The 19,816-nt window shown below is 64.5% G+C and carries 17 protein-coding genes; 6 read left to right on the top strand and 11 right to left on the bottom strand.

Going from position 1 to position 19,816, the window contains the following annotated elements; translation table 11 throughout:
• Window position 1: 1 nt before the first annotated feature.
• From argE to FIV39_RS15000, 10 genes are all read right to left on the bottom strand, one after another.
• A complete protein-coding gene (argE, locus tag FIV39_RS15045) occupies window positions 2–1,159 on the bottom strand; it encodes an acetylornithine deacetylase (RefSeq protein WP_090406216.1) in 1,158 nt (385 codons plus the stop codon).
• Entirely contained in the window at window positions 1,156–2,310 is a 1,155-nt protein-coding gene (locus FIV39_RS15040; RefSeq protein WP_090406219.1) for an NAD(P)/FAD-dependent oxidoreductase, read from the bottom strand. Before FIV39_RS15040 ends, argE begins: the two co-directional genes overlap by 4 nt.
• Entirely contained in the window at window positions 2,307–3,686 is a 1,380-nt protein-coding gene (locus FIV39_RS15035; protein WP_090406222.1) for an FAD/NAD(P)-dependent oxidoreductase, read from the bottom strand. The genes FIV39_RS15040 and FIV39_RS15035 overlap by 4 nt, the downstream gene beginning before the upstream one ends.
• Window positions 3,668–3,976, bottom strand: a complete 309-nt coding sequence (locus FIV39_RS15030) for a (2Fe-2S)-binding protein (RefSeq protein ID WP_090406226.1) — start codon at window positions 3,974–3,976, stop codon at window positions 3,668–3,670. Before FIV39_RS15030 ends, FIV39_RS15035 begins: the two co-directional genes overlap by 19 nt.
• The gene (locus FIV39_RS15025) at window positions 3,973–5,814 is read right to left on the bottom strand and encodes an ABC transporter ATP-binding protein (protein WP_090406229.1); all 1,842 of its coding nucleotides are present in this window, start codon (window positions 5,812–5,814) and stop codon (window positions 3,973–3,975) included. The genes FIV39_RS15030 and FIV39_RS15025 overlap by 4 nt, the downstream gene beginning before the upstream one ends.
• A gap of 1 nt (window position 5,815) precedes the next feature.
• Window positions 5,816–6,691: an ABC transporter permease gene (locus FIV39_RS15020; protein ID WP_090406232.1), complete on the bottom strand. Its 876-nt coding sequence runs from the start codon at window positions 6,689–6,691 to the stop codon at window positions 5,816–5,818.
• Window positions 6,688–7,644, bottom strand: a complete 957-nt coding sequence (locus FIV39_RS15015; RefSeq protein ID WP_090406235.1) for an ABC transporter permease — start codon at window positions 7,642–7,644, stop codon at window positions 6,688–6,690. Before FIV39_RS15015 ends, FIV39_RS15020 begins: the two co-directional genes overlap by 4 nt.
• A 13-nt stretch (window positions 7,645–7,657) precedes the next feature.
• The gene (locus FIV39_RS15010; protein WP_090406238.1) at window positions 7,658–9,295 is read right to left on the bottom strand and encodes an ABC transporter substrate-binding protein; all 1,638 of its coding nucleotides are present in this window, start codon (window positions 9,293–9,295) and stop codon (window positions 7,658–7,660) included.
• 95 nt (window positions 9,296–9,390) lie between these two features.
• Window positions 9,391–10,665 (bottom strand): NAD(P)/FAD-dependent oxidoreductase, encoded by a 1,275-nt coding sequence (locus tag FIV39_RS15005; protein ID WP_090406242.1) that lies wholly within the window; start codon window positions 10,663–10,665, stop codon window positions 9,391–9,393.
• Window positions 10,666–10,688: 23 nt separating this feature from the next.
• Window positions 10,689–11,357, bottom strand: a complete 669-nt coding sequence (locus FIV39_RS15000; RefSeq protein ID WP_090406246.1) for a haloacid dehalogenase type II — start codon at window positions 11,355–11,357, stop codon at window positions 10,689–10,691.
• A gap of 1,457 nt (window positions 11,358–12,814) precedes the next feature.
• Between FIV39_RS15000 and FIV39_RS14980 the strand changes: the two genes are divergently transcribed.
• Together FIV39_RS14980 and FIV39_RS14975 are read left to right on the top strand one after the other, a co-directional pair.
• Window positions 12,815–13,666 (top strand): GNAT family N-acetyltransferase, encoded by an 852-nt coding sequence (locus FIV39_RS14980; protein ID WP_146371544.1) that lies wholly within the window; start codon window positions 12,815–12,817, stop codon window positions 13,664–13,666.
• A 22-nt stretch (window positions 13,667–13,688) separates the two neighbouring features.
• Entirely contained in the window at window positions 13,689–14,402 is a 714-nt protein-coding gene (locus FIV39_RS14975; protein ID WP_090406252.1) for a cupin domain-containing protein, read from the top strand.
• Between the two features lies 1 nt (window position 14,403).
• Here the strand turns inward: FIV39_RS14975 and FIV39_RS14970 are convergent, their stop codons facing one another.
• Window positions 14,404–15,288 (bottom strand): LysR family transcriptional regulator, encoded by an 885-nt coding sequence (locus tag FIV39_RS14970; RefSeq protein WP_090406255.1) that lies wholly within the window; start codon window positions 15,286–15,288, stop codon window positions 14,404–14,406.
• Window positions 15,289–15,383: 95 nt separating this feature from the next.
• Here FIV39_RS14970 and FIV39_RS14965 point away from each other — a divergent pair, with 95 nt between their 5' ends.
• The 4 genes from FIV39_RS14965 (at window position 15,384) to FIV39_RS14950 (ending at window position 19,693) form a co-directional block, all read left to right on the top strand.
• Entirely contained in the window at window positions 15,384–16,520 is a 1,137-nt protein-coding gene (locus FIV39_RS14965) for a DSD1 family PLP-dependent enzyme (protein WP_090406258.1), read from the top strand.
• Window positions 16,510–16,917, top strand: a complete 408-nt coding sequence (locus tag FIV39_RS14960) for a RidA family protein (protein ID WP_090406261.1) — start codon at window positions 16,510–16,512, stop codon at window positions 16,915–16,917. The genes FIV39_RS14965 and FIV39_RS14960 overlap by 11 nt, the downstream gene beginning before the upstream one ends.
• Window positions 16,914–18,086 carry an NAD(P)/FAD-dependent oxidoreductase gene (locus FIV39_RS14955; RefSeq protein ID WP_090406264.1) on the top strand — a complete coding sequence of 391 codons (1,173 nt, stop codon included), beginning with the start codon at window positions 16,914–16,916 and terminating at the stop codon, window positions 18,084–18,086. The genes FIV39_RS14960 and FIV39_RS14955 overlap by 4 nt, the downstream gene beginning before the upstream one ends.
• Before the next feature lie 143 nt (window positions 18,087–18,229).
• Window positions 18,230–19,693 (top strand): aldehyde dehydrogenase family protein, encoded by a 1,464-nt coding sequence (locus FIV39_RS14950; protein ID WP_090406268.1) that lies wholly within the window; start codon window positions 18,230–18,232, stop codon window positions 19,691–19,693.
• Window positions 19,694–19,816: the final 123 nt, after the last annotated feature.

Here is a 19,816-nt window from a genome sequence, read left to right as displayed (position 1 = left end):
GCTAGGCCGTCAGTGAACCGAGCAAGCCTTGCAAAAAGCGCTCGCCGGCGTCCATCTGGCTGATCTCGATAAACTCGTCGGGCTTGTGCGCCTGCTCGATGGAACCCGGCCCGCACACCACCACCGGCACGTCCAGGCGCTGCTTGAACAGGCCACCTTCGGTACCGAACGAGACTTTGGACGTGCCAGTACCCGGCGCGGCGAATTGCTTGAGAAAGCGCACCGCCTCGACACTGGGGTGGGTGTCGAGGCCAGGATAGACGTTGATCGTTTCGATCTCGATGGCCGCCACGCTGGACAGCTTCTGCGCCTCGCGCACGATCACCTCGGCGCGCTCGCGCATCTGCTCCAGGAACGCGTCCAGGTCGTCCGCCGGCAGGTTGCGCACTTCGAAGTCCAGGGTGCACAGGTTGGGCACGATATTCAGCGCCTTGCCGCCGACAATCTGGCCGACATGCACGGTGCTGTAGGGCACGTCATAGTCATTGTCCTGGGCGCCATGGCGTTGCAACTGCTGCTGGCTGTCACGCAGGGCGGCGATAAAGTCGCAGGCCACGTGGATGGCGTTGACCGAGCGCGGCGCGAGGGATGAATGCGCCTCCTGGCCTCGGCAGTACGTGCGGTAGGACCCCTTGCCCTTATGGCCGAGTACAAACTGCATGTTGGTCGGCTCACCGATCACACACAGAAACGGCCGCACCGGCGCCAGGTGCAGCACGTCGAGCAAGCGCCGCACGCCGACGCAGCCGATCTCTTCGTCATGGGACAGGGCCAGTTGCAGTGGGCGTTTTAACGTGTGGTCGGCGGCATCCAGCATGGCGTCGATGGCCAGGGCGATAAAGCCCTTCATGTCGCAGCTGCCGCGCCCGTAGATGCGCCCGTCCTGCACGGTGGCGGCGAAGGCGGGAAAGGTCCAGGCCTGCCCCGCCGCCGGCACCACGTCGGTGTGCCCGGACAGCAACACGCCGGGCTGTTCCTTGGGCCCGGTGCTGGCGAACAGGTTGGCTTTCTTGCCGCTTGGGTCCTTGACGATCAGCGACTCGATGCCCTTGCTCAGCAGCAGGTCGCGCACATACTCAATCAAGGCCATGTTCGACTCCGATGACACGGTGTCGAAGGCCATCAGCTGTTTCAGAATCTCCAATACGCGGGGTTTCATGAGGCCTGGCTCCGTTGCTCGGCAGGTGGGGCGAACCGGGTAATGGAGAACGGCTCGATCGGGGTACTGGTGCTGCCGGTGGCGAGCAGCTCGGCCATCACATCGCCGACGCCCGGGCCAAGCTGGAAACCGTGGCCGCAAAACCCGAAGGCATAGAACAGCCCGTCGACAGTGCCGCTGGGGCCCATCACCGGCAGCGAGTCCGGCAGGTAGCCTTCGATGCCGCTCCACACGCGGATGATGTTCAGGTTGCCGACGCCCGGCAGCAGGCGGCGCATCTGGCTGACCTGGTTGAGGATGCTGCGCGGTTCCACATAGGCGCGACGGTTAAGCATATCCGGCTTGCTGCGGTAACCGCCGCCGATGACGATATTGCCCCGGGGAATCTGGCGAAAGTAGATCACCTCTTCGGGCACCTTGGTGTACACGCCGATCACGGTGGGCAAGGCATAAGGCACCGGCTCGGTCACGGCCATTTGCGGGCCGTGGGTGTCCAGCGGCACCGGTTCGCCAAACTGCGCCGAGAGCTTCTGGCCCCAGGCGCCGGCGGTGATCAACAGTTGCGCGGCGTGGAACTGGCGGCCATCGGTGGTGGTGACCTGGAAGTCGGCGCCGACCTTCTGCACCTCGGCCACTTCGGTGCGTTCTTCGATCTGCGCGCCCAGGCGCCGGGCGGCGCGGGCAAACGCAGGCGCGGCCAGGCGCGGGTTGGCATGACCATCGTGGGGCGCATAGGAGCCGCCCTTGACGTCCGGGCCGAGGAAGCCGAAGCGTTGATGCAGTTCGGCGCCGCGATAAATCTTCAGGTCCAGTTGTTGCGCTTCCGGTGCGGCGGCGTAGGCCTCCAGCTCGGCAATTTCATCTTCGCGGTAACACACGCGCATATGTCCGCTGGGGATGAATTCCAGGTCGTCGTCGATCAGTTCCGGCAGGCGTTTCCACAGCGCCCACGAGCGGTTGGCCAGGGCCAGCTGGCCGAGGAAACGCCCTTGCCGGCGCACATTGCCGAAGTTCACACCACTGGCGTACTGGCCGATCTGGTCGCGCTCCAGCAGGATTACCGACTGCCCGCGACGACGCAGAAAAAACGCGGTCGCCGAGCCCATCGCACCCCCGCCGACAATCACCACATCGGCTTTTTGCACGCTCATGACGACACCTCCTCGGTGATCAACATCGACAACGGTTTGACCGGCGCCTGGCCGCGCTGGCGCCCGACCTCCTGCACCGGCACGCCGGCAGCGGCGGCGATCACTTCGGCCCCGGCCTGGGAGCAATAACGCCCCTGGCAACGGCCCATGCCCACGCGGCTGAATGCCTTGGCGCGGTTGACTTCACAGGCGCCCTTCTCTTTCACCGTGCGGCGCAGCTCGCCAGCGCTGATCATCTCGCAGCGGCACACGATGGCGCTGTCCGGCAACGCCTTGGCCTGTTCGCTCGGCCACGGGAACGCCTGGGCCAGGCCCAGGCGGAATTGATCCATCACCGCCAGGGCCTGTTGTTGTTCATCGCGCAGGCCGGCGTCGACCGGCTGTTGCAGGTCTTCCAGCAGCGCCAGCGCCACCAGGCGCCCGGCGTGCTCGGCGGCATCGGCGCCGCGAATTTTTGCACCGTCACCGGCCGCGTACACGCCCTTCACCGAGGTGCGCCCGGCGTCATCCGTGGCCAGCCACCATTGGCTCGATGCAGCATCGAACGCCATGCGACAACCGGCCAGGTCACCCAGCTGGGTTTCCGGGCGCAGGTGATAACCCAGCGCAACGGCATCGGCCTGCACCGTGACGGTGTGCCCATTGCCCGTGGCGAAGTGCACACCGCTCACGCCATTGGCCGCGTCGCCCATCACTTGCAGCGGCTTGACCCCCAGGTGCACCGCCACCTTGGCGCGGTACAGTTGCGCCAGCAGCTTGACCCCGGTGAACAGCACGCCGGGCCGCGCCAGCAGTTTGGGCAGGGCTTTCAGACGCAGGCTCAAGGCTGAGGTGTCGAGCACCGCCGCCACTTCGGCGCCGGCCTTCACGTATTGGCTCGCGACCAGGTACAGCAACGGCCCGCTGCCCATGAACACCACGCGATGGCCGATGGACACGGCCTGGTTTTTCAAGGCGATCTGCGCCCCGCCCAGGCTGTAGGTGCCCGCCAGTTGCCAGCCCTCGATGGGCATCAGACGGTCGGTGGCGCCGGTGCAGAGGATCAGTGCGTCGTAATCCACCGTGGTGTGGCGGCCCTGGCTCACGCAGCACAGCTGCCCCGGCGTGAGGTTCCACACCAGAGTGTCGGGGCGGTAGTCGATGGCGTCGCGCAGGCGGTCGAAACTCTGGTGCAGGGCCTGGGCCTTGGCGGCTTCGCTGCCGTACAGGGTCGCGTAGTTGCGAGTGAAGCCTTCTGGCTGACGCCGGTAGATCTGGCCGCCGTCGCGGCGGTTTTCATCGATCAGGATCGGTTTGATCCCGGCCGCCAGCAGGGTTTCGGCGCAACGCACGCCGGCCGGTCCAGCGCCCACAATAACTACCCGTGCAGTGGCCATGTCGCCTCCGGTTGTGTGGTAACGATGTCCAGCCCGTCACGGACTTCATTGGAACACGCGCGCAGGCGTTCGCCGCTGCGGGTCCACACCCAGCAATCCTGGCACGCGCCCATCAGGCAGAAACCGGCGCGGCGGCCGCTGTCGAATTCCGACTGGCGCAGCGCGTTGCCCTGGGTCAGCAGCGCGACCATCAAGGTGTCGCCCTGCAGGGCTTCGACGGCGGCGCCATCCACGGTCAGGCTGACCGTCGGCCGGCCCTGTTCGGCCAACCTCACAAAACGCCCGTTCATGCATAGGCTCCCAAGGTCATGGTGGTCACGCCCTGCTGGGTATTCAGCAAGTGGGCGCTGTCGTGGTGGCACAGGATTTCACCACCGTTGTCCAGCCTGCGACGGCTCGGCGCGGTGCGGTTGCACAGGCCGTCGACGCGCACCGGGCAGCGATTGAGGAAAGTGCACAGTTCCGGCACGTTGGCGCGCTCGCCAATCGCTGGCAGCACCTCGGACGTGGTGCCGCAGGTTTCCAGCCAGCCCTGGCGCAACTCGGGCACCGAGTGAATCAACAGGTCGGTGTAGGGGTGGAACGGTGGCTCGGCAAACGACTGGCGGCTGCCGGCCTGGACCTTGTGGCCGCTGTACATCACCACAATGTCATCGCACAGCGCACGCACGGTGGAGATGTCGTGGCTGATAAACAGGTACGACACCCCCAGTTGCTGGCGCAGGTCGCGCAGCAGTTCGAGGATCGCCGCGCCCACCACGGTGTCGAGGGCCGAGGTCACTTCATCACAGAGGATCAGGTCGGGTTTGGCCGCCAGCGCGCGGGCCAGGTTGACCCGCTGCTTTTGCCCGCCAGACAACTCATTCGGGCGCCGTTCGGCAAGGTCGCGGGGCAGGCGCACCAAGTCGAGCAGTTCGCCGATGCGGGTTTGCAGCGCCGCGCCTTTGAGGCCGAAATACATTTTCAACGGCCGACCGATGATGGCCGCCACGCTGTGCATGGGGTTGAGCGCGGTATCGGCGTTCTGGAACACCATCTGGATCCGGCGAAATTGTTCCGGGGTGCGCTCGGCGAGGCTACCGCCCAAGGGTTGCCCGTCGAAGGCCAGGCCGCCGAGGGCCGGGGTCAACAACCCCGCCACCACCCGGGCCAGGGTGGATTTACCCGAGCCCGACTCGCCGATCACGCCAATGGCCTGGCCACGGCGCACGGTGAGGTCGATGTCTTCCAGTACCCGAATCGACGGCATGCCGTGCAGGTTCTTGTTGCCGTAGCCGGCGGTGAGGCCGGTGATGGTCAGCAGCGGCACCTCCCCGGCGACGCCGCAAGGCGGGCGAATGGTGGTGTCGGGCCGTGCGGCGGCCAGCAGGCTGCGGGTGTAGGCGTGGCTCGGGGCGTTGAGCAGCGGTGCGGTGGCGCTTTGCTCGAGGATCTGGCCACCGTTGAGCACCACGATCTGGTCAGCCATTTGCGCCACCACCGCCAGGTCGTGGGACACGTACACCGCCGTGGCCCCGCGCTCACGCACCACGCGTTTGAAGGCGCGCAGCACGTCGATCTGGGTGGTCACATCCAGTGCGGTGGTCGGCTCGTCGAGCACCACCAGCAGCGGATCGCTGATCAGCGCCATCGCCGCCATCACCCGTTGCAGTTGCCCGCCGGAGACCTGGTGCGGGTAGCGTTGGCCGATGCGTTCCGGGCCCGGCAGCGCCAGGTCGCGGAACAGCCCGATGGCCTTGGCGTGCAGCTCGGCCCGAGTGCCCAAGCCATGGATCAGCGCGCCCTCTATCACCTGGTCGATGAGCCGTTTGGCCGGGTTGAACGCAGCAGCGGCGCTTTGCGCGATATAGGACACACGGTTGCCGCGCAGGCCTTGCAATTGGTGTTCGCTCAGGGCGAGCATGTCGTGCTCGCCGACCTGCACCACCCCGCCGGACAAACGACAGCCACGCCGTGCATACCCCAGCAAGGCCAGGGCGATGGTGGTCTTGCCCGAGCCGGACTCACCGATCAACGCCAGCACTTCACCTTTTTTCAGCGCAAAGCTCACGCCCTTGACGATTTCCACCTCGCCGCGCTCGCCACAGGCGACTACGCGCAGGTCTTCGACGCGAATCAATTCAGTCATTTCAATGGCCTCCCGTGCGTCGACTACGTCGCGACGACAGATAGTCGATCAGCAGATTCACGCCGATGGTCAGCGTGCCGATGGCCAGCGCCGGAATGATGATGGCCAGCGCGCCCTGGTTAAGGCCGCCGATGTTTTCCCGCACCAGCGAGCCGAGGTCGGCATCCGGCGGTTGCACGCCCAGGCCGAGAAAACTCATGCCGCTGAGCAACAGCACGATGTAGCCGAAACGCAGGCCCAGGTCGGTCAGGACCGGGTTGAGCATGTTCGGCAGGATTTCCATGCACGCCACGTACAGCCGGCCCTCGCCACGGGTACGCGCAACCTGCACGTACTCCAGCGCTTCGATATTGACCGCCATGCTGCGGGCGACGCGGAACGAGCCGGGGATATAACTGATCACGGCCGTACAGATCAGCAACGTCACCGATGAGCCAAAGGCCGAGACCATGATCAGCGCGAGCATTTTGCTCGGGATCGAAATAAAGGCGTCCATGATGCGGCTGATGATTTCGTCCAGCCACTTGGGCGAGACCACCGACAACAGCGCACAGCCGGTGCCGAAGATGCTGGCCAATAACGCCGCCACCAGTGCCAGACCGACGGTGAACCGCGCGCCCACCAGCACCCGGCTGAGCATGTCGCGGCCGAGGTAATCGGTGCCGAACGGATGCGCGAGGCTGAAGCCTTCGAAAATGTTATCGGACACCACCTCCCCCACCGGGTGAGGCGCCAGCCACGGGCCGAGCAGCGCAACCAGCAGCCAGGCGACGCACACCACGCCACCCAACAGCCCCAGCCACGACGGGCCGCTGGACACCTTGGCGAGTGCCAGGGCGGAGGAAACAGGCTTGGATTTCGCAATGAGGTTGTTCATTGGTTTCTCAGCCTCGGATTGGACAGGATCGCGCACAGGTCGGCGAGCAGCACCAGGCCCAGGTAGGCCGCGCAGAACAACATGGTGCACGCCTGCACCAGCGCCATGTCGCGGTTGGTCACGGCATCGACCATCAAGCTGGCAATGCCGGGGTAGTTGAAGATGGTTTCGACAATCACCACGCCGCCCAACAGGTACGACAGGCTCAGGGCGATGGCGTTGGCAATCGGCCCGATCGCATTGGGCAAGGCATGGCGCAGCACGATGCGGATCGGGCTGACGCCTTTGAGGCGAGCCATTTCCACGTAGGGGCTGTCGAGCTGGTCGATCACGGCGGCGCGGGTCATGCGCGCCATTTGCGCGACAATCACGCAGCACAGCGTCATCACCGGCAAGGCATAGGTGCGCAGAAATTGCAGCGGTGAGCTGATGTCGCTGGCATACGAGAGGGCCGACAACCAACCGAGGTTGACCGCGAAAATCAGCACCGCCAGGGTCGCCACCAGAAATTCCGGCACCGCGACCATCGCCAGGGTGACGAAGCTCAGGCAGCTGTCGATGCGCCCGCCCCGGCCCATCGCCGAGCCGATACCGAGTACCAGCGCCACCGGCACCGAGACCAGCGCCGTGGCGCCGGCCAGCATCAGGGTGTTGGGCACCCGGCCCGCCATCAGCTCACCGACCGGCATGGCGTTGGAGACCGACACGCCCATGTCGCCGGTGAGCAGGCTCATCAACCAGTGCAGGTAACGCAACACACCGGGCTGGTCCAACCCCAGTTTCAGGCGCAGGGCCGCCACCTGTTCAGGGGTCGCGAACTGGCCCAGGGATTGTTGCGCCGCGTCCCCCGGCAGTACCGCCGTGATCGCGAACACGACCATGGACACGATCAACAAGGTCAAGGCCCCGGCGCCGAAGCGCCGGCCGATCAACCACAGTGTATTGCTATTCATCCCACGACCCTCCTCAAGCGTCCAACCACACCTGCTCGGCAAACATGTAGCCCATGAAACCGCCCAGTGGGTTGCTGTCGTAGCCTTTGATGCGTTGGTCAACGCCATCGATATTGCTGATGAACACCGGCACGCCGATGCCGCAGTGGTCGTGCACCAGGGTCTGCATGTCGCCATACATCTTGGCGCGCTTGGCGTCGTCGGTTTCGCCACGGGCCAGCATCAGCAACTGGTCGAACTGCTCGTTCTGCCAGCCGGACTCGTTCCACGGCGCCTTGGACTGGAAGAACTGCGAGAACATTACGTCGGCATTCGGCCGTGGGTTGATGTTGCCGAAGCTCAGCGGGTGCTTCATCCAGTGGTTGGACCAGTAGCCGTCGCTCGGCAGGCGGTTCACGTCGAGCTTGAGCCCGGCCTGTTTGGCCGATTGCTGCAACAGCACGGCGATGTCCACCGAACCGGTGGCGGCAGGCGAGGCCATCACGGGCATGGTGATGCTTTCCATGCCGGCTTTCTTCAGCAGGAACTTGGCTTTTTCCGGGTCGTAGACCGTCTGCGGCAAGTCGGTGTTGAAGTAGCGCGAACCCGGCGCGATCGGGTGGTCGTTGCCCACCACCGCAAAGCCACGGAATACTGCGGACTTGACCTGTTCACGGTCGAGCAGCAGCTTCATGGCCTGGGTGAATTCCGGGCTTTTGCCGGGCAGTTGGTCCTGGCGAATGATCAAGTCAGTGTAGTTGCCCGACGGCGCGTCGACGACGCGATGCTTGGCGCTGGCCTTGATGCGCGTGGTGGAGCGCGGGTTGACCTCGTTGATCATGTGCACATCGCCCGACAGCAGCGCATTGACCCGCGATGGCTCGTCGGCAATCGCGATGAACTCGATCTCGTCGAGGTACGGCAGGCCCGGTTTCCAGTAGTTCTTGTTGCGCACCGCAATCGAACGCACGCCAGGCTTGAACTCGCCCACGGTGAACGGCCCGGTGCCGATGCCTTTGCTGAAGTCGCTGGTGCCCTCGGGGACGATCAACAGGTGCGACACCGCGAGGATCGACGGCAACTCGGCGTTGGCCGCGCTGAGGCGGATCTGCACTTCGCTCGGCCCGCTGGCCTTGATCTCGGCGAACTGCTCCATCAACGGCATGACCTTGGAACCGGTCAGCGGGTCTTTGTGGCGGTTCAGGGAGAACACCACGTCGGCGGCCGTCAGGGCCTTGCCATTGTGGAAGGTCACGTCCTTGCGCAGGGTGATGGTCCAGACGGTGGCGTCGGTGTTGTCGATACGCTCGGCCAGCTCCAGTTGCGGCACCAGGTGCTTATCGAAGCGGGTCAGGCCGTTGTAGAACATGTAGTGACGCACATAGTCGGTGGACAGTGCGCCCTTGGCCGGATCGAGGGTATCGGCGGTGGAGCTGGACATGCCGGCCACGCGGATCTTGCCGCCTGGCTTGCCTTTGCCGGCCACGGCGGCCTCGTCGGCGAACAGCTGGCCGGCGGCGCCGAACAGGCTGCCGGCACCGGCGGCGGCGACACCGGCCACGCCCAGCATTTGCAGGGCGTGGCGGCGCGACATGCCACGGTTGAGACTTTCGAACACCCGCAGGCTGTCCTGGCCGGAGATGAGTTCGGGGGTGTTTTTGTTGTCAGTCATAGCAAGGCTACCTGTCGATAATCGGAAGAATCGAGTGCTCACGGATGTCCGGAGCGTCCTGGAAACACAAACGACGGTGACGCAACAACGGCAACTCAGTGCAAATAGTCCTGGAAGCGGTAGTAAGCCCCCACGGACGGCAGGAACCACGGCTTGCCGAAATGCCCGGGGATCGCCGGCCATTCCAATTCGCGCCAGGGGTTGGCCGCGGTATTGCCGGCCATGACCTCGGCCATCACCTGGCCCATGTGCACCGACATCTGCACGCCATGGCCGCTGTAGCCCATGGAGTGGAACACCCCGCCATGCTGGCCGGCGCGGGGCAGGCGGTCGGACGTCATGTCCACCAGGCCGCCCCAGCAGTAGTCGATCTTCACGTGCGCCAACTGCGGAAACATGTTCAGCATCGCCGCTTGCAGCACCTTGCCGCTCTTGGCGTCGGAAACGCTGTCGGACATGGCAAACCGCGCACGCCCGCCAAACAGCAGGCGGTTGTCCGGGGTCAGGCGAAAGTAGTTGCCGATCATGCGGCTGGTCACATAGGCCCGATGTTGCGGCAGCAACTGGTCGATCAGCGTCTGAGGCAAGACTTCGGTGGCGATGACAAAACTGCCCACCGGCACAATGCGCCGGCGGTACCAGCCGAGGTCGCCATGCTGGCAGGCACCGGTGGCCAGCAGGACTTGCCCGGCATGCAGTGAACCCTTGGCGGTGTTGACCTGATAGCCGCCGGCCTGGGCCTTCCAATCCTTGACCTGGGTGTGCTCGTAAATCATCGCGCCACGCCGCGCCGCCGCTTCGGCCAAGCCGACACCGAAGCGGCCGACATGCATCTGCACGCCGTTGCGTTGCAGCAGGCCGCCATGAAACTGCGCCGAATTGACTTCCGCGTGGGTCTGCTCGGCGCTGAGCAACTCGACATCGGCATCCACCTCCTGGCGGATCAGCTCGCAGGTGCGGGCCAGGCCTTCGTAGTGCATCGGCTTGGCCGCCAGCTTGAGCTTGCCGTTGCGCACCAGGTCGCAGGCGATCCCTTCCTGCTCAACCAGTGACACCACCGTCTGCACCGCACTTTCATAGGCCTGGTAATAGGCGCGCGCCTTGGCGGCACCGAGGCTGGCGTGCAACCCGGCGTAATCCTGGGCGACCCCGGTGTTGCACTGCCCACCGTTGCGCCCCGAGGCCTCACCGATCACCCGCCCGGCGTCGAGCACCACCACGCTGGCGCCCTTGAGCGCCAACGCCCGTGCTGCCGCCAGGCCGGTGAACCCAGCGCCGACCACAGCCACATCGACCTGCTTGGGCAAGCCGCCCAGCTGGGCACCGGTAAACGCCGGTGCGGTGTCGAGCCAATAGGATTCACTGCCCATGTCTTACCCTCAGAGGTGTGCGGTTACAGACCGACCAGCGCCGGCAGCCCACCGATATCGGTGATCTGCTGGTAACCGTAGAACGCGTTGGCCGGCACTTCGTGGCCACGGGCAACGAAGGCCTTGTTTTTGATCTTCATGTCATGGGCCGGCATCAGGTCGTAACGGAAGCTGGAAGACACATGCAAGATGTCTTCCGGGCCGCAACCGAGGTTGTCGAGCATGAACTCGAACGCGGCCAGGCGCGGCTTGTAGGCCTGGGCCTGCTCAGCGGTGAACACCTTGTGGAACGGCGCGCCGAGCTTGTCGACGTTGGACATGATCTGGCTGTCGCTGGCATTGGAGAAGATCACCAGGGGAATCTTGTCGGCAATCTTCGACAGACCCGCCGGCACGTCTGCATGAGGGCCCCAGGTCGGCACGGCGTCGTAATACAGCTGGCCTTCCTCGCGATAGTCGATACCCCAGCGTTTGCAGGTACGGGCCAGGGCGGTCTTGAGGATTTCATCGTACGGGCGCCAGTCGCCCATGACCTGGTCGAGGCGGTAGGCCGAGAAGTCTTTGACGAACTGGTCCATTTGCTCAGGCTTGATGCGATCGGCGAACAGCTCGCGGGTCATGGTGCCCATATGGAAGTTGGTCAGCGTACCGTAGCAGTCGAACGTAATGAATTTGGGACGAAGAAAGCTCATTGAGTGCGGTCCTGGAGTTCGTTGAGTGTGACAAGCGTTCGCTGCCCTGGCGGCGCGTCGGCCTCGTTGCAGCACAGGTTCATTACACCACTGTGAAATCAGCATATGCCGTCTAAAACGACCTGCGCTCAATACAAACCACCGTTTTGGTGGCCGGGCTCAGCAGACTTTGCGGTACGCGCCAGGCTTGGGCAGGGCCAGTGTTTGTGCGCTTTTAGGGGGCTTTGGGGGGTGGAGAGGCTTAAGCACGGGGGTGGGGGCGGCAGAAAGTGTGGCTGGTTGAATTGTGGGAGGGGGCTTGGTTCCGTGGCGGCCTTTGGGCCGACCATGTCGTTGGGTTTGACTGAGTACATATCCGTTGCTGCGGTCACGGCCACCTAGGGTTCCGCTCTTACAGCGGCTCACTTTTGGAAGGACCCAAAAGTAAGCAAAAGGTCCTCGCCCCACCACTCGGTACCTCGCCTAGGCTCGGTATGCCCGAACGCAGGCTTGAATCCGTGGGCCGCCGTCATGGGCCATCCATGGCCCAGGACGGCTAACCCGGCGTCCTGCCGGGTTACCCACGGATTCAAGCCTGCGTTCGGCCAGCGTGGTTAACGGGGCGCCTGAGATCAAGATCAAAAGCCAGAGCCAGAGCCAGAGCCAGAGCCAGAGCCAGAGCCAGAGCCAGAGCCAGAGCCAGAGCCAGAGCCAGAGCCAGAGCAGATCAAAAGATTGCTGACTTCGTCAGCGATTAAGGAAGTAGAAGCCACACCGCGTACGCTTCAATAATCAGGTCGGCTTTAAGGCCGCCTCGCTTTTGTTTTTGATTTGGCATCGCCCCGTCAAACACGCTGGCCGAACGCAGGCTTTGGAGCGTGGGTAACCCGGCAGGACGCCGGGTTAGCCGCGCTGGGCCATGGATGGCCCATCGCGGCGGCCCACGCTCCAAAGCCGGAGTGAGGGCATGCCGAGCCTAGGCGAGGCACCGAGTGTTGGGGCGAAGACCTTTTGGTTACTTTTGGGTCTTTCCAAAAGTGACCCGCTGTAAGAGCGGAACCATAGGCAGCCGTTACCGCAGCAACGGATATGTACTCACCCCCCAAAAAAAGCGGTCGTCCCGAAGGCCGCCACGGAAGCAAGCTCCCTCGCCACAGCCCACTGAAAAAAATTGTGTAGGTACTTATGCCCCGATGGCAGTGGGTCAGCTACAGATGTATCCACTGACACGGCCTCATCGGGAGCAAGCCCCCTCCCACATTTTTAACCGAGTACACCCGCCCTACTCCAGTCAGCTCCAACGCCAACCCCATGGCATTTGCTGCTGCCCCCCAACCCCAATTAAGTAGTAACTGTGGTCTCGCCCCGCACACCACGAGGAATCTACCGAATATTCCCGCCCCCCTTGCCAGCCCTCAACCCAGGTGGGATACAAGCACCCTGACGCGACACAACACAACGCTCTACGGAGGCTCGCCATGTCCGCCCTGCCACACCCCGCTTACACCTACCGCCCAATGACCGTGGCCGACCTGCCGGCCGCCCACGCCTTGTCGGTGCAACTCAAATGGCCCCACCGCCTGGAAGACTGGGCAATGCTGCAACGGGTCAGCGACGGCTTCGTGGTCATGGATGGCGAGCGGCTGATCGGCAGCGCCTTCACCTGCCCCCAGGGCGATTACGCCACCATCGGCCTGGTGATCGTCAGCAATGACTACCAGGGCCAAGGCATCGGCCGGCGCTTGATGGAAAAGGCCCTCGCCGCTTGCGGCACGCGCACGCCGGTGCTCAATGCCACCCTCGCCGGCGCGCCGCTGTATGCAAGCCAGGGGTTCGTTGAGTTCGGGCGCGTGCAGCAACATCAGGGCCAGGCGTCGGTGCCCGCCCTGCCGGCGCTGGCTGACGGCGAAACCTGCCGTGCGCTTAACCCCGGTGACCACGCCAGCCTGCTCGCGCTGGCTAAAGCCGCCAGCGGCCTGGACCGCCGCGAGGTGCTGCGCGATCTGCAGGTGGAGCACGCCGTGGGTATCGAGCGTGACGGCCGGCTACGCGGCTTCGCCCTGCTGCGGCCGTTTGGTCGGGGGCGCTGCATCGGCCCGGTGGTGGCGGAAAATATCGAGCAGGCCAAGCACCTGATCGCCACCTTGCTGGCCCAGGTGCCGGACACCTTCGTGCGCATCGACATTCCCGTCGTCTGTGGCCTCAGCGACTGGCTCGAACAGGCCGGCCTGAAGAACATCGACACCGTCGCGCAGATGGCCTTGGGCACCCCACCCCAGGCCAGCCAAGGCGTCCATCCCTTTGCCCTGATCACCCAGGCGATCGGCTGACTTTCCTCCCGGAGCACTCCCCATGTCATCTCCCCGTATCCTGCTGTTGGCACGCGCCGACGGCAGCCGCGTTGCCACGTCTTTCAACAGCGGCGCACTCAGCGCGCTGGACCCGTTCGGCGACAACCGCCAACTCGCCTGGATGGGTGACGATGGCGTGTCCGCAGGGCTTGTACCGTTCAGCGGCGAAAGCGTGATCGAAGACTTCCCCCACAGCGAAACCCTGGTGGTGCACGCCGGCCATGTGCTGCTCAGCAGCGCAGAACAGACACTGGAACTGGGTGTCGGCAGCAGCGCCGTGATCGGCCTGGGTACACGCCTAACAGTGCAGGCCAGTGCAGGCAGCGAATGGGCATTCTGCGCGGTCGACCAGGCCGATGCGCCCGCCTGCCCAGGCCTGACCCTGCTCGCCCCGCACACCCTGCTCAACCCCTCCGCCGCGCCGGAGCCCCAGATCCTGATCGGCCCAACCCCGCAGTGCCGCGCGCTCAACCTGTTCGACGATGCGATCACCGAGCTGCGCGTCGGCATCTGGGACTCGACGCCCTACGCCCGTCACGGCCGCCCGCACAAACTGCATGAGTTGATGCACCTGCTCGAAGGCAGCGTCACCCTGCAGGACAACGAGGGTGGCGAGGTCACGGTGAACAGCGGGGACACAGTATTCGTGGCCAAGGGCGCGCCGTGCGCCTGGACCAGCACGGTGTACGTGCGCAAGGTCTACGCGGTGAAATAACTCAGGCCTTCAACGCCTCTTCCAGAAACGCCACCAACGCCTGTACGCGCGGGCTGCGCAGTTTGCGCGACGGCACCAGCAGGAGGATCGGCGCGCTGTCAAAGCTCCAGTCCGCCAACACGCGCACCAGGCTGCCGCTGGCCACGGCGTCACTCACGTCCCACTGCGAACGCAGCACCAACCCCAAGCCTTGCTCGGCCCAGCGCCGAGCAACGCTGCCATCGTTGCTCAACAACGCAGGCTCCACACGCAGCGTCTTGCGGCCCTGGCCTTTGCGCAGGTGCCACAGGGTGACGTCTTCATCATTTTCGCGAATGCAAATGCAACGATGGGACGCCAGTTCGTCCGGCGAAGACGGCACGCCGTGGGCATGCAGATAGGCCGGGCTGGCGCACAACCAGCGCTCGTTTGGCGTCAGTGGCCGCGCGGTCCACAGGCTGTCATTCAGATGCCCGATGTGAATCACCGCATCGCTGTCATGGCGATCGGGCCAGGGCGTCTCGCGCAAATCCAGGTGCAGGCGCAGCTGCGGGTGCAGTTTGGCAAACCGCGCCAGCAGCGGTGCGATGCGCTGGCGACCATAGCCAAACGGCGCCGCCAACCTCAAGGTGCCCACCAGGGTATCGTCCTGTTGCCGGAACGACTCCGGCAGCGCTTCCAACTGTTCCAGCAACAGCGCGCTTTCCCGCGAGAACCGCTCGCCATCCGCCGTCAGGCTAAGGCGTCGAGCGTCGCGATTGGCCAGGGTCAGCCCCAGCAGCGTCTCTAACTTGCGCAGGCGCATGGACAGCGCCGGCGGCGAGACATTCAGTGTTCGGGCGGCGGCGCTCAGCGATTCGGAGCGGGCCAGGGTCACCGCCAGCCGCAGGTCTTCGATGGAAATCATTCAATTTTACTTAATGATTGATGAACACTGATTGAACCACACGTTAACAACGGCTGAGTAGAGTGCAGCCTGTACCCAGCCACGCGAGCTCCGCCATGTCCACGCCGATTGCTTCCCTCGACACGCCCGCCGCGCTCGTCGACATCCCGCAGATGCAGCGTAATATCCAGCGTATGCAACAACGCATGAGCAGCCTGGGCGTGCGTTTGCGCCCGCATATCAAAACCAGCAAGTGCCTGCCGGTGATCCAGGCCCAGATCGCCGCAGGGGCCAGCGGTGTGACGGTTTCCACCCTCAAGGAAGCCGAGCATTGTTTCGCCGCAGGTATCCGCGATGTGTTCTACGCCGTGGCCATCGCCCCGGGCAAACTGCCCCAGGCCCTGGCCCTGCGGCGCAAAGGCTGCAATCTCAGCCTGCTCACCGACAGCGTCTCAGGCGCCGAGGCCATGGTCGCGTTCGCACAGCAGCATGACGAACGCCTCGACGTGTGGATCGAAATCGACTGCGACGGCCATCGCTCCGGCCTCGCCGCGCAGGACCCGGTACTGATCGACGTCGCGCGCATCCTAAGCGACGGCGGCCTGCACCTGCGCGGCGTGATGACCCACGCCGGCTCGAGTTACGCGCTGGACAGCCTGGAACCCCTGCAAGCGCTGGCCGAACAGGAGCGCGCGCTCTGCGTACGCGCCGCAGACACCCTCCGCGCAGCCGGGCTGGCGTGCCCCGAAGTCAGTATCGGCTCCACCCCCACGGCCCTCTCGGCGCTGAACCTGGACGGCGTCACCGAAGTACGCGCAGGTGTGTATGTGTTCTTCGACCTGGTCATGCGCAACATCGGCGTGTGCCAGGCCGATGAGTTGGCGCTGAGCGTACTGACCACCGTGATCGGTCATCAGCCGGACAAAGGCTGGATCATCACCGACGCCGGTTGGATGGCCATGAGTCGTGACCGTGGCACCCAGCGCCAGCGCCAAGACTTCGGTTATGGCCAAGTGTGCAGCGAAGCGGGCGACTGGATCGACGGCGCGCAGGTCACCGGCGCCAACCAGGAACACGGCATCGTCACCCTGGGCGCGGCCAACAGTGACGCGCTTGTCACGCGTTTCCCCATCGGCAGTCGGCTGCGCATCCTGCCCAACCATGCCTGTGCCACCGGCGCACAGTTCCCGGATTATCACGCGGTGGATGCCGATGGCAGCGTGCACACCTGGAGTCGCCTGCATGGCTGGTAATCGCATCCACTCGATTCATAGCACCCACGCGGCACCGCCGGGCGGGCACTATTCCCAGGCAGTGGCACACGGCGGCCTGCTGTATGTGTCGGGGCAACTGCCGGTACGCGCCAATGGCGAGCACAGCGCCGGGCAACCGTTCGCGGTGCAAGCCTCGATTGCCCTGGATAACCTGGTGGCGATCCTGGGTGAAGCGGGCCTGAGCCCCGGTGACCTGCTCAAAGTGACGGTGTACGTGGTCGGCATAGAACACTGGCCCGCCTTTGATCAAATTTATGCGCGCTACCTGGGTGAACATAAACCGGCCCGCGCCGTGGTGCCCGTGCCGGTGTTGCACCATGGCTACCTGATCGAAATCGACGCCGTGGCCCGTACCGCACAGGAGCAGCCTTCATGAACCCGCAAAAAAGCGCTGTGCTGATCATCGGCGGCGGCATCATGGGCGCATCGTCGGCGTTTTTCCTGCGCCGCCGCGGTTGTTCGGTCACGCTGCTGGAACGCGACCAGATCGGTCAGTACGCCAGCGGTGTGAACTTCGGCAATGTGCGCCGCCAGGGCCGCTACCTGGGGCAACTGGAGTTGGCCAATCGTTCGTGGGCGCTGTGGAAACGCCTGCCGGAGTTGATCAACGACGACCTGGAATTTATCCCCAGCGGCCACATGCGCGTGTGCTATCGCGAAGATGAAATCGCTGAACTGGAGGCCTACGCCGCTGCGCCGGAAGCCGCGCAACTGGACCTGAAAATCTATCGCGGCGCCGAGTTGCACCAGCGTTTCGGTTTCCTCGGCCCCGAGGTGAAAGGCGGCTCCTACGCGCCCTACGACGGCCACGCCAACCCCCGCCTGGCCGCACCGGCCTTTGCCCGCGCCGCCCGGCGCCTCGGTGCGCGAATCGAAGAAAGCACCGAAGTCGCCGACGTGGAAAAGATCAATGGCCGGTTCCACGTCACCACCACCGATGGGCAGTTGTTCATCGCCGAGCAACTGTTGATTACTGCTGGCGCCTGGGCCGCACGCCTGTCCGAGCGCTTCGGCGAGCCGGTGCCACTGGAGCCCAACGGCCCACAGATGTCGGTCACCGAACCGGTGCCCTACGCCTTGCCCACCGTGATCGGTGTGTTCACCAAGATCAAGGAAGAGGTGATCTACTTCCGCCAGATCCCGCGCGGCAACATCATCATCGGTGGCGGCGCCCGCTGCACGCCGGACATGCTCAACCGCCGCGCGTTTTTCAAGCCCGAGAGCCTGCTCAACCAGATGCGCCAGATGAAACGGCTATTACCGGGCGCCGAGAAACTGAACATCATCCGCGTGTGGAGCGGCATCGAAAGCTATACACCCGACTCCCTGCCGGTGATGGGCCCCAGCGGCAGCGTGGACGGGCTGTTTTATGCCTTCGGCTTCTGCGGCCACGGCTTCCAGCTCGGCCCTGGCGTGGGGGATGTGATGGCCGAACTGATCAGCACCGGCAGTACCAGCACCTTGATCAGCCCTTTCGATATTCGGCGGTTCACCCAACCTTCGACGGTGCCTGCAAACGCCCCCACCACAGGAAAACTGATATGAGCCACGCCAGCCTGCCAGATTCAGCAGATTCTCCCTTGCAGCGCTGAATAACGGCATCTTTGCACGGGAGCCTTTTGCTAGCGTATCCAGACACCGGGCCGTGCCGTTCGCAGCGCCTATTACCGCTCCAGGGAGCCAGTTGGATGACCACCCACTCTTCAAATAGCTACAGCGTTGATCCGCACACGGCTCACCAGTTTTATATCAACGGTCGTTGGACGTCCCCGGCGATCCCGGCAACGCTGCCGGTGGTCAACCCGGCCACTGAAGCCGTGGTTGCCCAGGTGGCGCGCGGGACTGCCGAGGATGTCGACCGGGCCGTCGCGGCAGCACGCGGGGCGCTTGCCGGTTGGTCTGCGACCCCGGCTGAAACGAGAGCGCAAGTGCTGGGGAAAATCCACGAACTGATCCTTGAGCGCAAAGAGCAACTGGCACAGGCGCTGTCCCTGGAAATGGGCACGGCCATTGGCTTCGCGCGGGCGATGCAAGTGCCGCTGGCGGCCGAGCACGTCCGAGTCGCCCGTGACCTGCTGTCCAGCTACCGTTTCCAGACCGTGGAAGGCGGTACCGCCATCGAGCGCGAAGCCATCGGCGTGTGCGGGCTTATCACGCCATGGAACTGGCCGCTGTATCAAATCACCGCAAAAGTCGCCCCGGCCATCGCCGCCGGCTGCACCGTGGTGTTGAAGCCCAGCGAACTGTCGCCCTTGAGTGCCCTGCTGTTTGCCCAACTGGTGCATGACGCCGGCCTGCCGCCTGGGGTGTTCAACCTGGTGAACGGCAGCGGTGCCGAAGTCGGCGCGACCATGGCGGCCCATGCGGACATCGACATGATTTCCATCACCGGCTCCAACCGCGCAGGCGCGTTGGTGGCCCAGGCCGCCGCGCCGACGGTCAAGCGCGTGACCCAGGAGCTGGGCGGCAAGTCGCCGAATGTGCTGCTGCCCGACGCCGACTTCGCCAAGGCCGTGCCGCTGGGCGTGATGTCGGCGTTTCGCAACGTCGGCCAGTCGTGCAGCGCGCCGACCCGCATGATCGTGCCAAGAAGCCGCCTGGCCGAAGTCGAAGCCCTGGCGGCGGCCACCGCGAATGCATTGATCGTGGGCGACCCGCAATCGGAAGACACGCAGTTGGGCCCGATTGCCAACGAAGCCCAGTTCCATCGCGTCCAGGCCATGATCCAGGCCGGCCTCGACGAGGGCGCCAAACTGCTCTGCGGTGGGCCGGGACGGGCGGCGGGTTTTGACAAGGGCTTCTATACGCGGCCGACGGTTTTCTCCGACGTGGACAACGCCATGCGCATTGCCCAGGAGGAAATATTTGGGCCGGTGCTGTGCATCATTGCCTATGAAACGGTGGATGAAGCCGTCGCCATCGCCAACGATACGGTCTACGGGCTGGGTGCTCACGTTCAAGGGCAGGACCTGGATGTTGCGCGGGCGGTGGCTTCGCGTATACGGGCGGGCCAGGTGCACCTGAACCATCCGGCGTGGAATCCGATGGCGCCATTTGGGGGCTACAAGCGCTCAGGGAATGGCCGGGAGTATGGTGTGCAGGGGTTCGAGGAGTATCTGGAAACCAAGGCGATTATTGGGTTTGGTGAATGAGTGATGGGCCTGTGGCGAGCGGGCTTGTCGAATCGTCGCACCGCGAGCGTTGGGCTGCGTAGCAGCCCCAAAACCAGGCACAGAGGAGTGCCTGATACACCGCATTCGTCTTCATCAGGGGCG

The organism is Pseudomonas grimontii (assembly GCF_007858185.1).
Taxonomy (GTDB): domain Bacteria; phylum Pseudomonadota; class Gammaproteobacteria; order Pseudomonadales; family Pseudomonadaceae; genus Aquipseudomonas; species Aquipseudomonas grimontii.
Note: the sequence above shows the minus strand (reverse complement) of the source record. Positions and strands in the feature narration are given on the sequence as shown.

Bases quoted from the DNA above. Each gene is read 5' to 3' on its own strand.
- FIV39_RS14955 (WP_090406264.1), top strand. From the start codon at position 16,914: ATGAACCCGCAAAAAAGCGCTGTGCTGATCATCGGCGGCGGCATCATG.
- FIV39_RS14975 (WP_090406252.1), top strand. From the start codon at position 13,689: ATGTCATCTCCCCGTATCCTGCTGTTGGCACGCGCCGACGGCAGCCGC.
- FIV39_RS15005 (WP_090406242.1), bottom strand. From the start codon at position 10,665: ATGGGCAGTGAATCCTATTGGCTCGACACCGCACCGGCGTTTACCGGT.
- FIV39_RS15030 (WP_090406226.1), bottom strand. From the start codon at position 3,976: ATGAACGGGCGTTTTGTGAGGTTGGCCGAACAGGGCCGGCCGACGGTC.
- FIV39_RS14960 (WP_090406261.1), top strand. From the start codon at position 16,510: ATGGCTGGTAATCGCATCCACTCGATTCATAGCACCCACGCGGCACCG.
- FIV39_RS15010 (WP_090406238.1), bottom strand. From the start codon at position 9,295: ATGACTGACAACAAAAACACCCCCGAACTCATCTCCGGCCAGGACAGC.
- FIV39_RS15015 (WP_090406235.1), bottom strand. From the start codon at position 7,644: ATGAATAGCAATACACTGTGGTTGATCGGCCGGCGCTTCGGCGCCGGG.
- FIV39_RS14980 (WP_146371544.1), top strand. From the start codon at position 12,815: ATGTCCGCCCTGCCACACCCCGCTTACACCTACCGCCCAATGACCGTG.
- FIV39_RS14965 (WP_090406258.1), top strand. From the start codon at position 15,384: ATGTCCACGCCGATTGCTTCCCTCGACACGCCCGCCGCGCTCGTCGAC.
- FIV39_RS14950 (WP_090406268.1), top strand. From the start codon at position 18,230: ATGACCACCCACTCTTCAAATAGCTACAGCGTTGATCCGCACACGGCT.
- FIV39_RS14970 (WP_090406255.1), bottom strand. From the start codon at position 15,288: ATGATTTCCATCGAAGACCTGCGGCTGGCGGTGACCCTGGCCCGCTCC.
- argE (WP_090406216.1), bottom strand. From the start codon at position 1,159: ATGAAACCCCGCGTATTGGAGATTCTGAAACAGCTGATGGCCTTCGAC.
- FIV39_RS15025 (WP_090406229.1), bottom strand. From the start codon at position 5,814: ATGACTGAATTGATTCGCGTCGAAGACCTGCGCGTAGTCGCCTGTGGC.
- FIV39_RS15000 (WP_090406246.1), bottom strand. From the start codon at position 11,357: ATGAGCTTTCTTCGTCCCAAATTCATTACGTTCGACTGCTACGGTACG.
- FIV39_RS15040 (WP_090406219.1), bottom strand. From the start codon at position 2,310: ATGAGCGTGCAAAAAGCCGATGTGGTGATTGTCGGCGGGGGTGCGATG.
- FIV39_RS15035 (WP_090406222.1), bottom strand. From the start codon at position 3,686: ATGGCCACTGCACGGGTAGTTATTGTGGGCGCTGGACCGGCCGGCGTG.
- FIV39_RS15020 (WP_090406232.1), bottom strand. From the start codon at position 6,691: ATGAACAACCTCATTGCGAAATCCAAGCCTGTTTCCTCCGCCCTGGCA.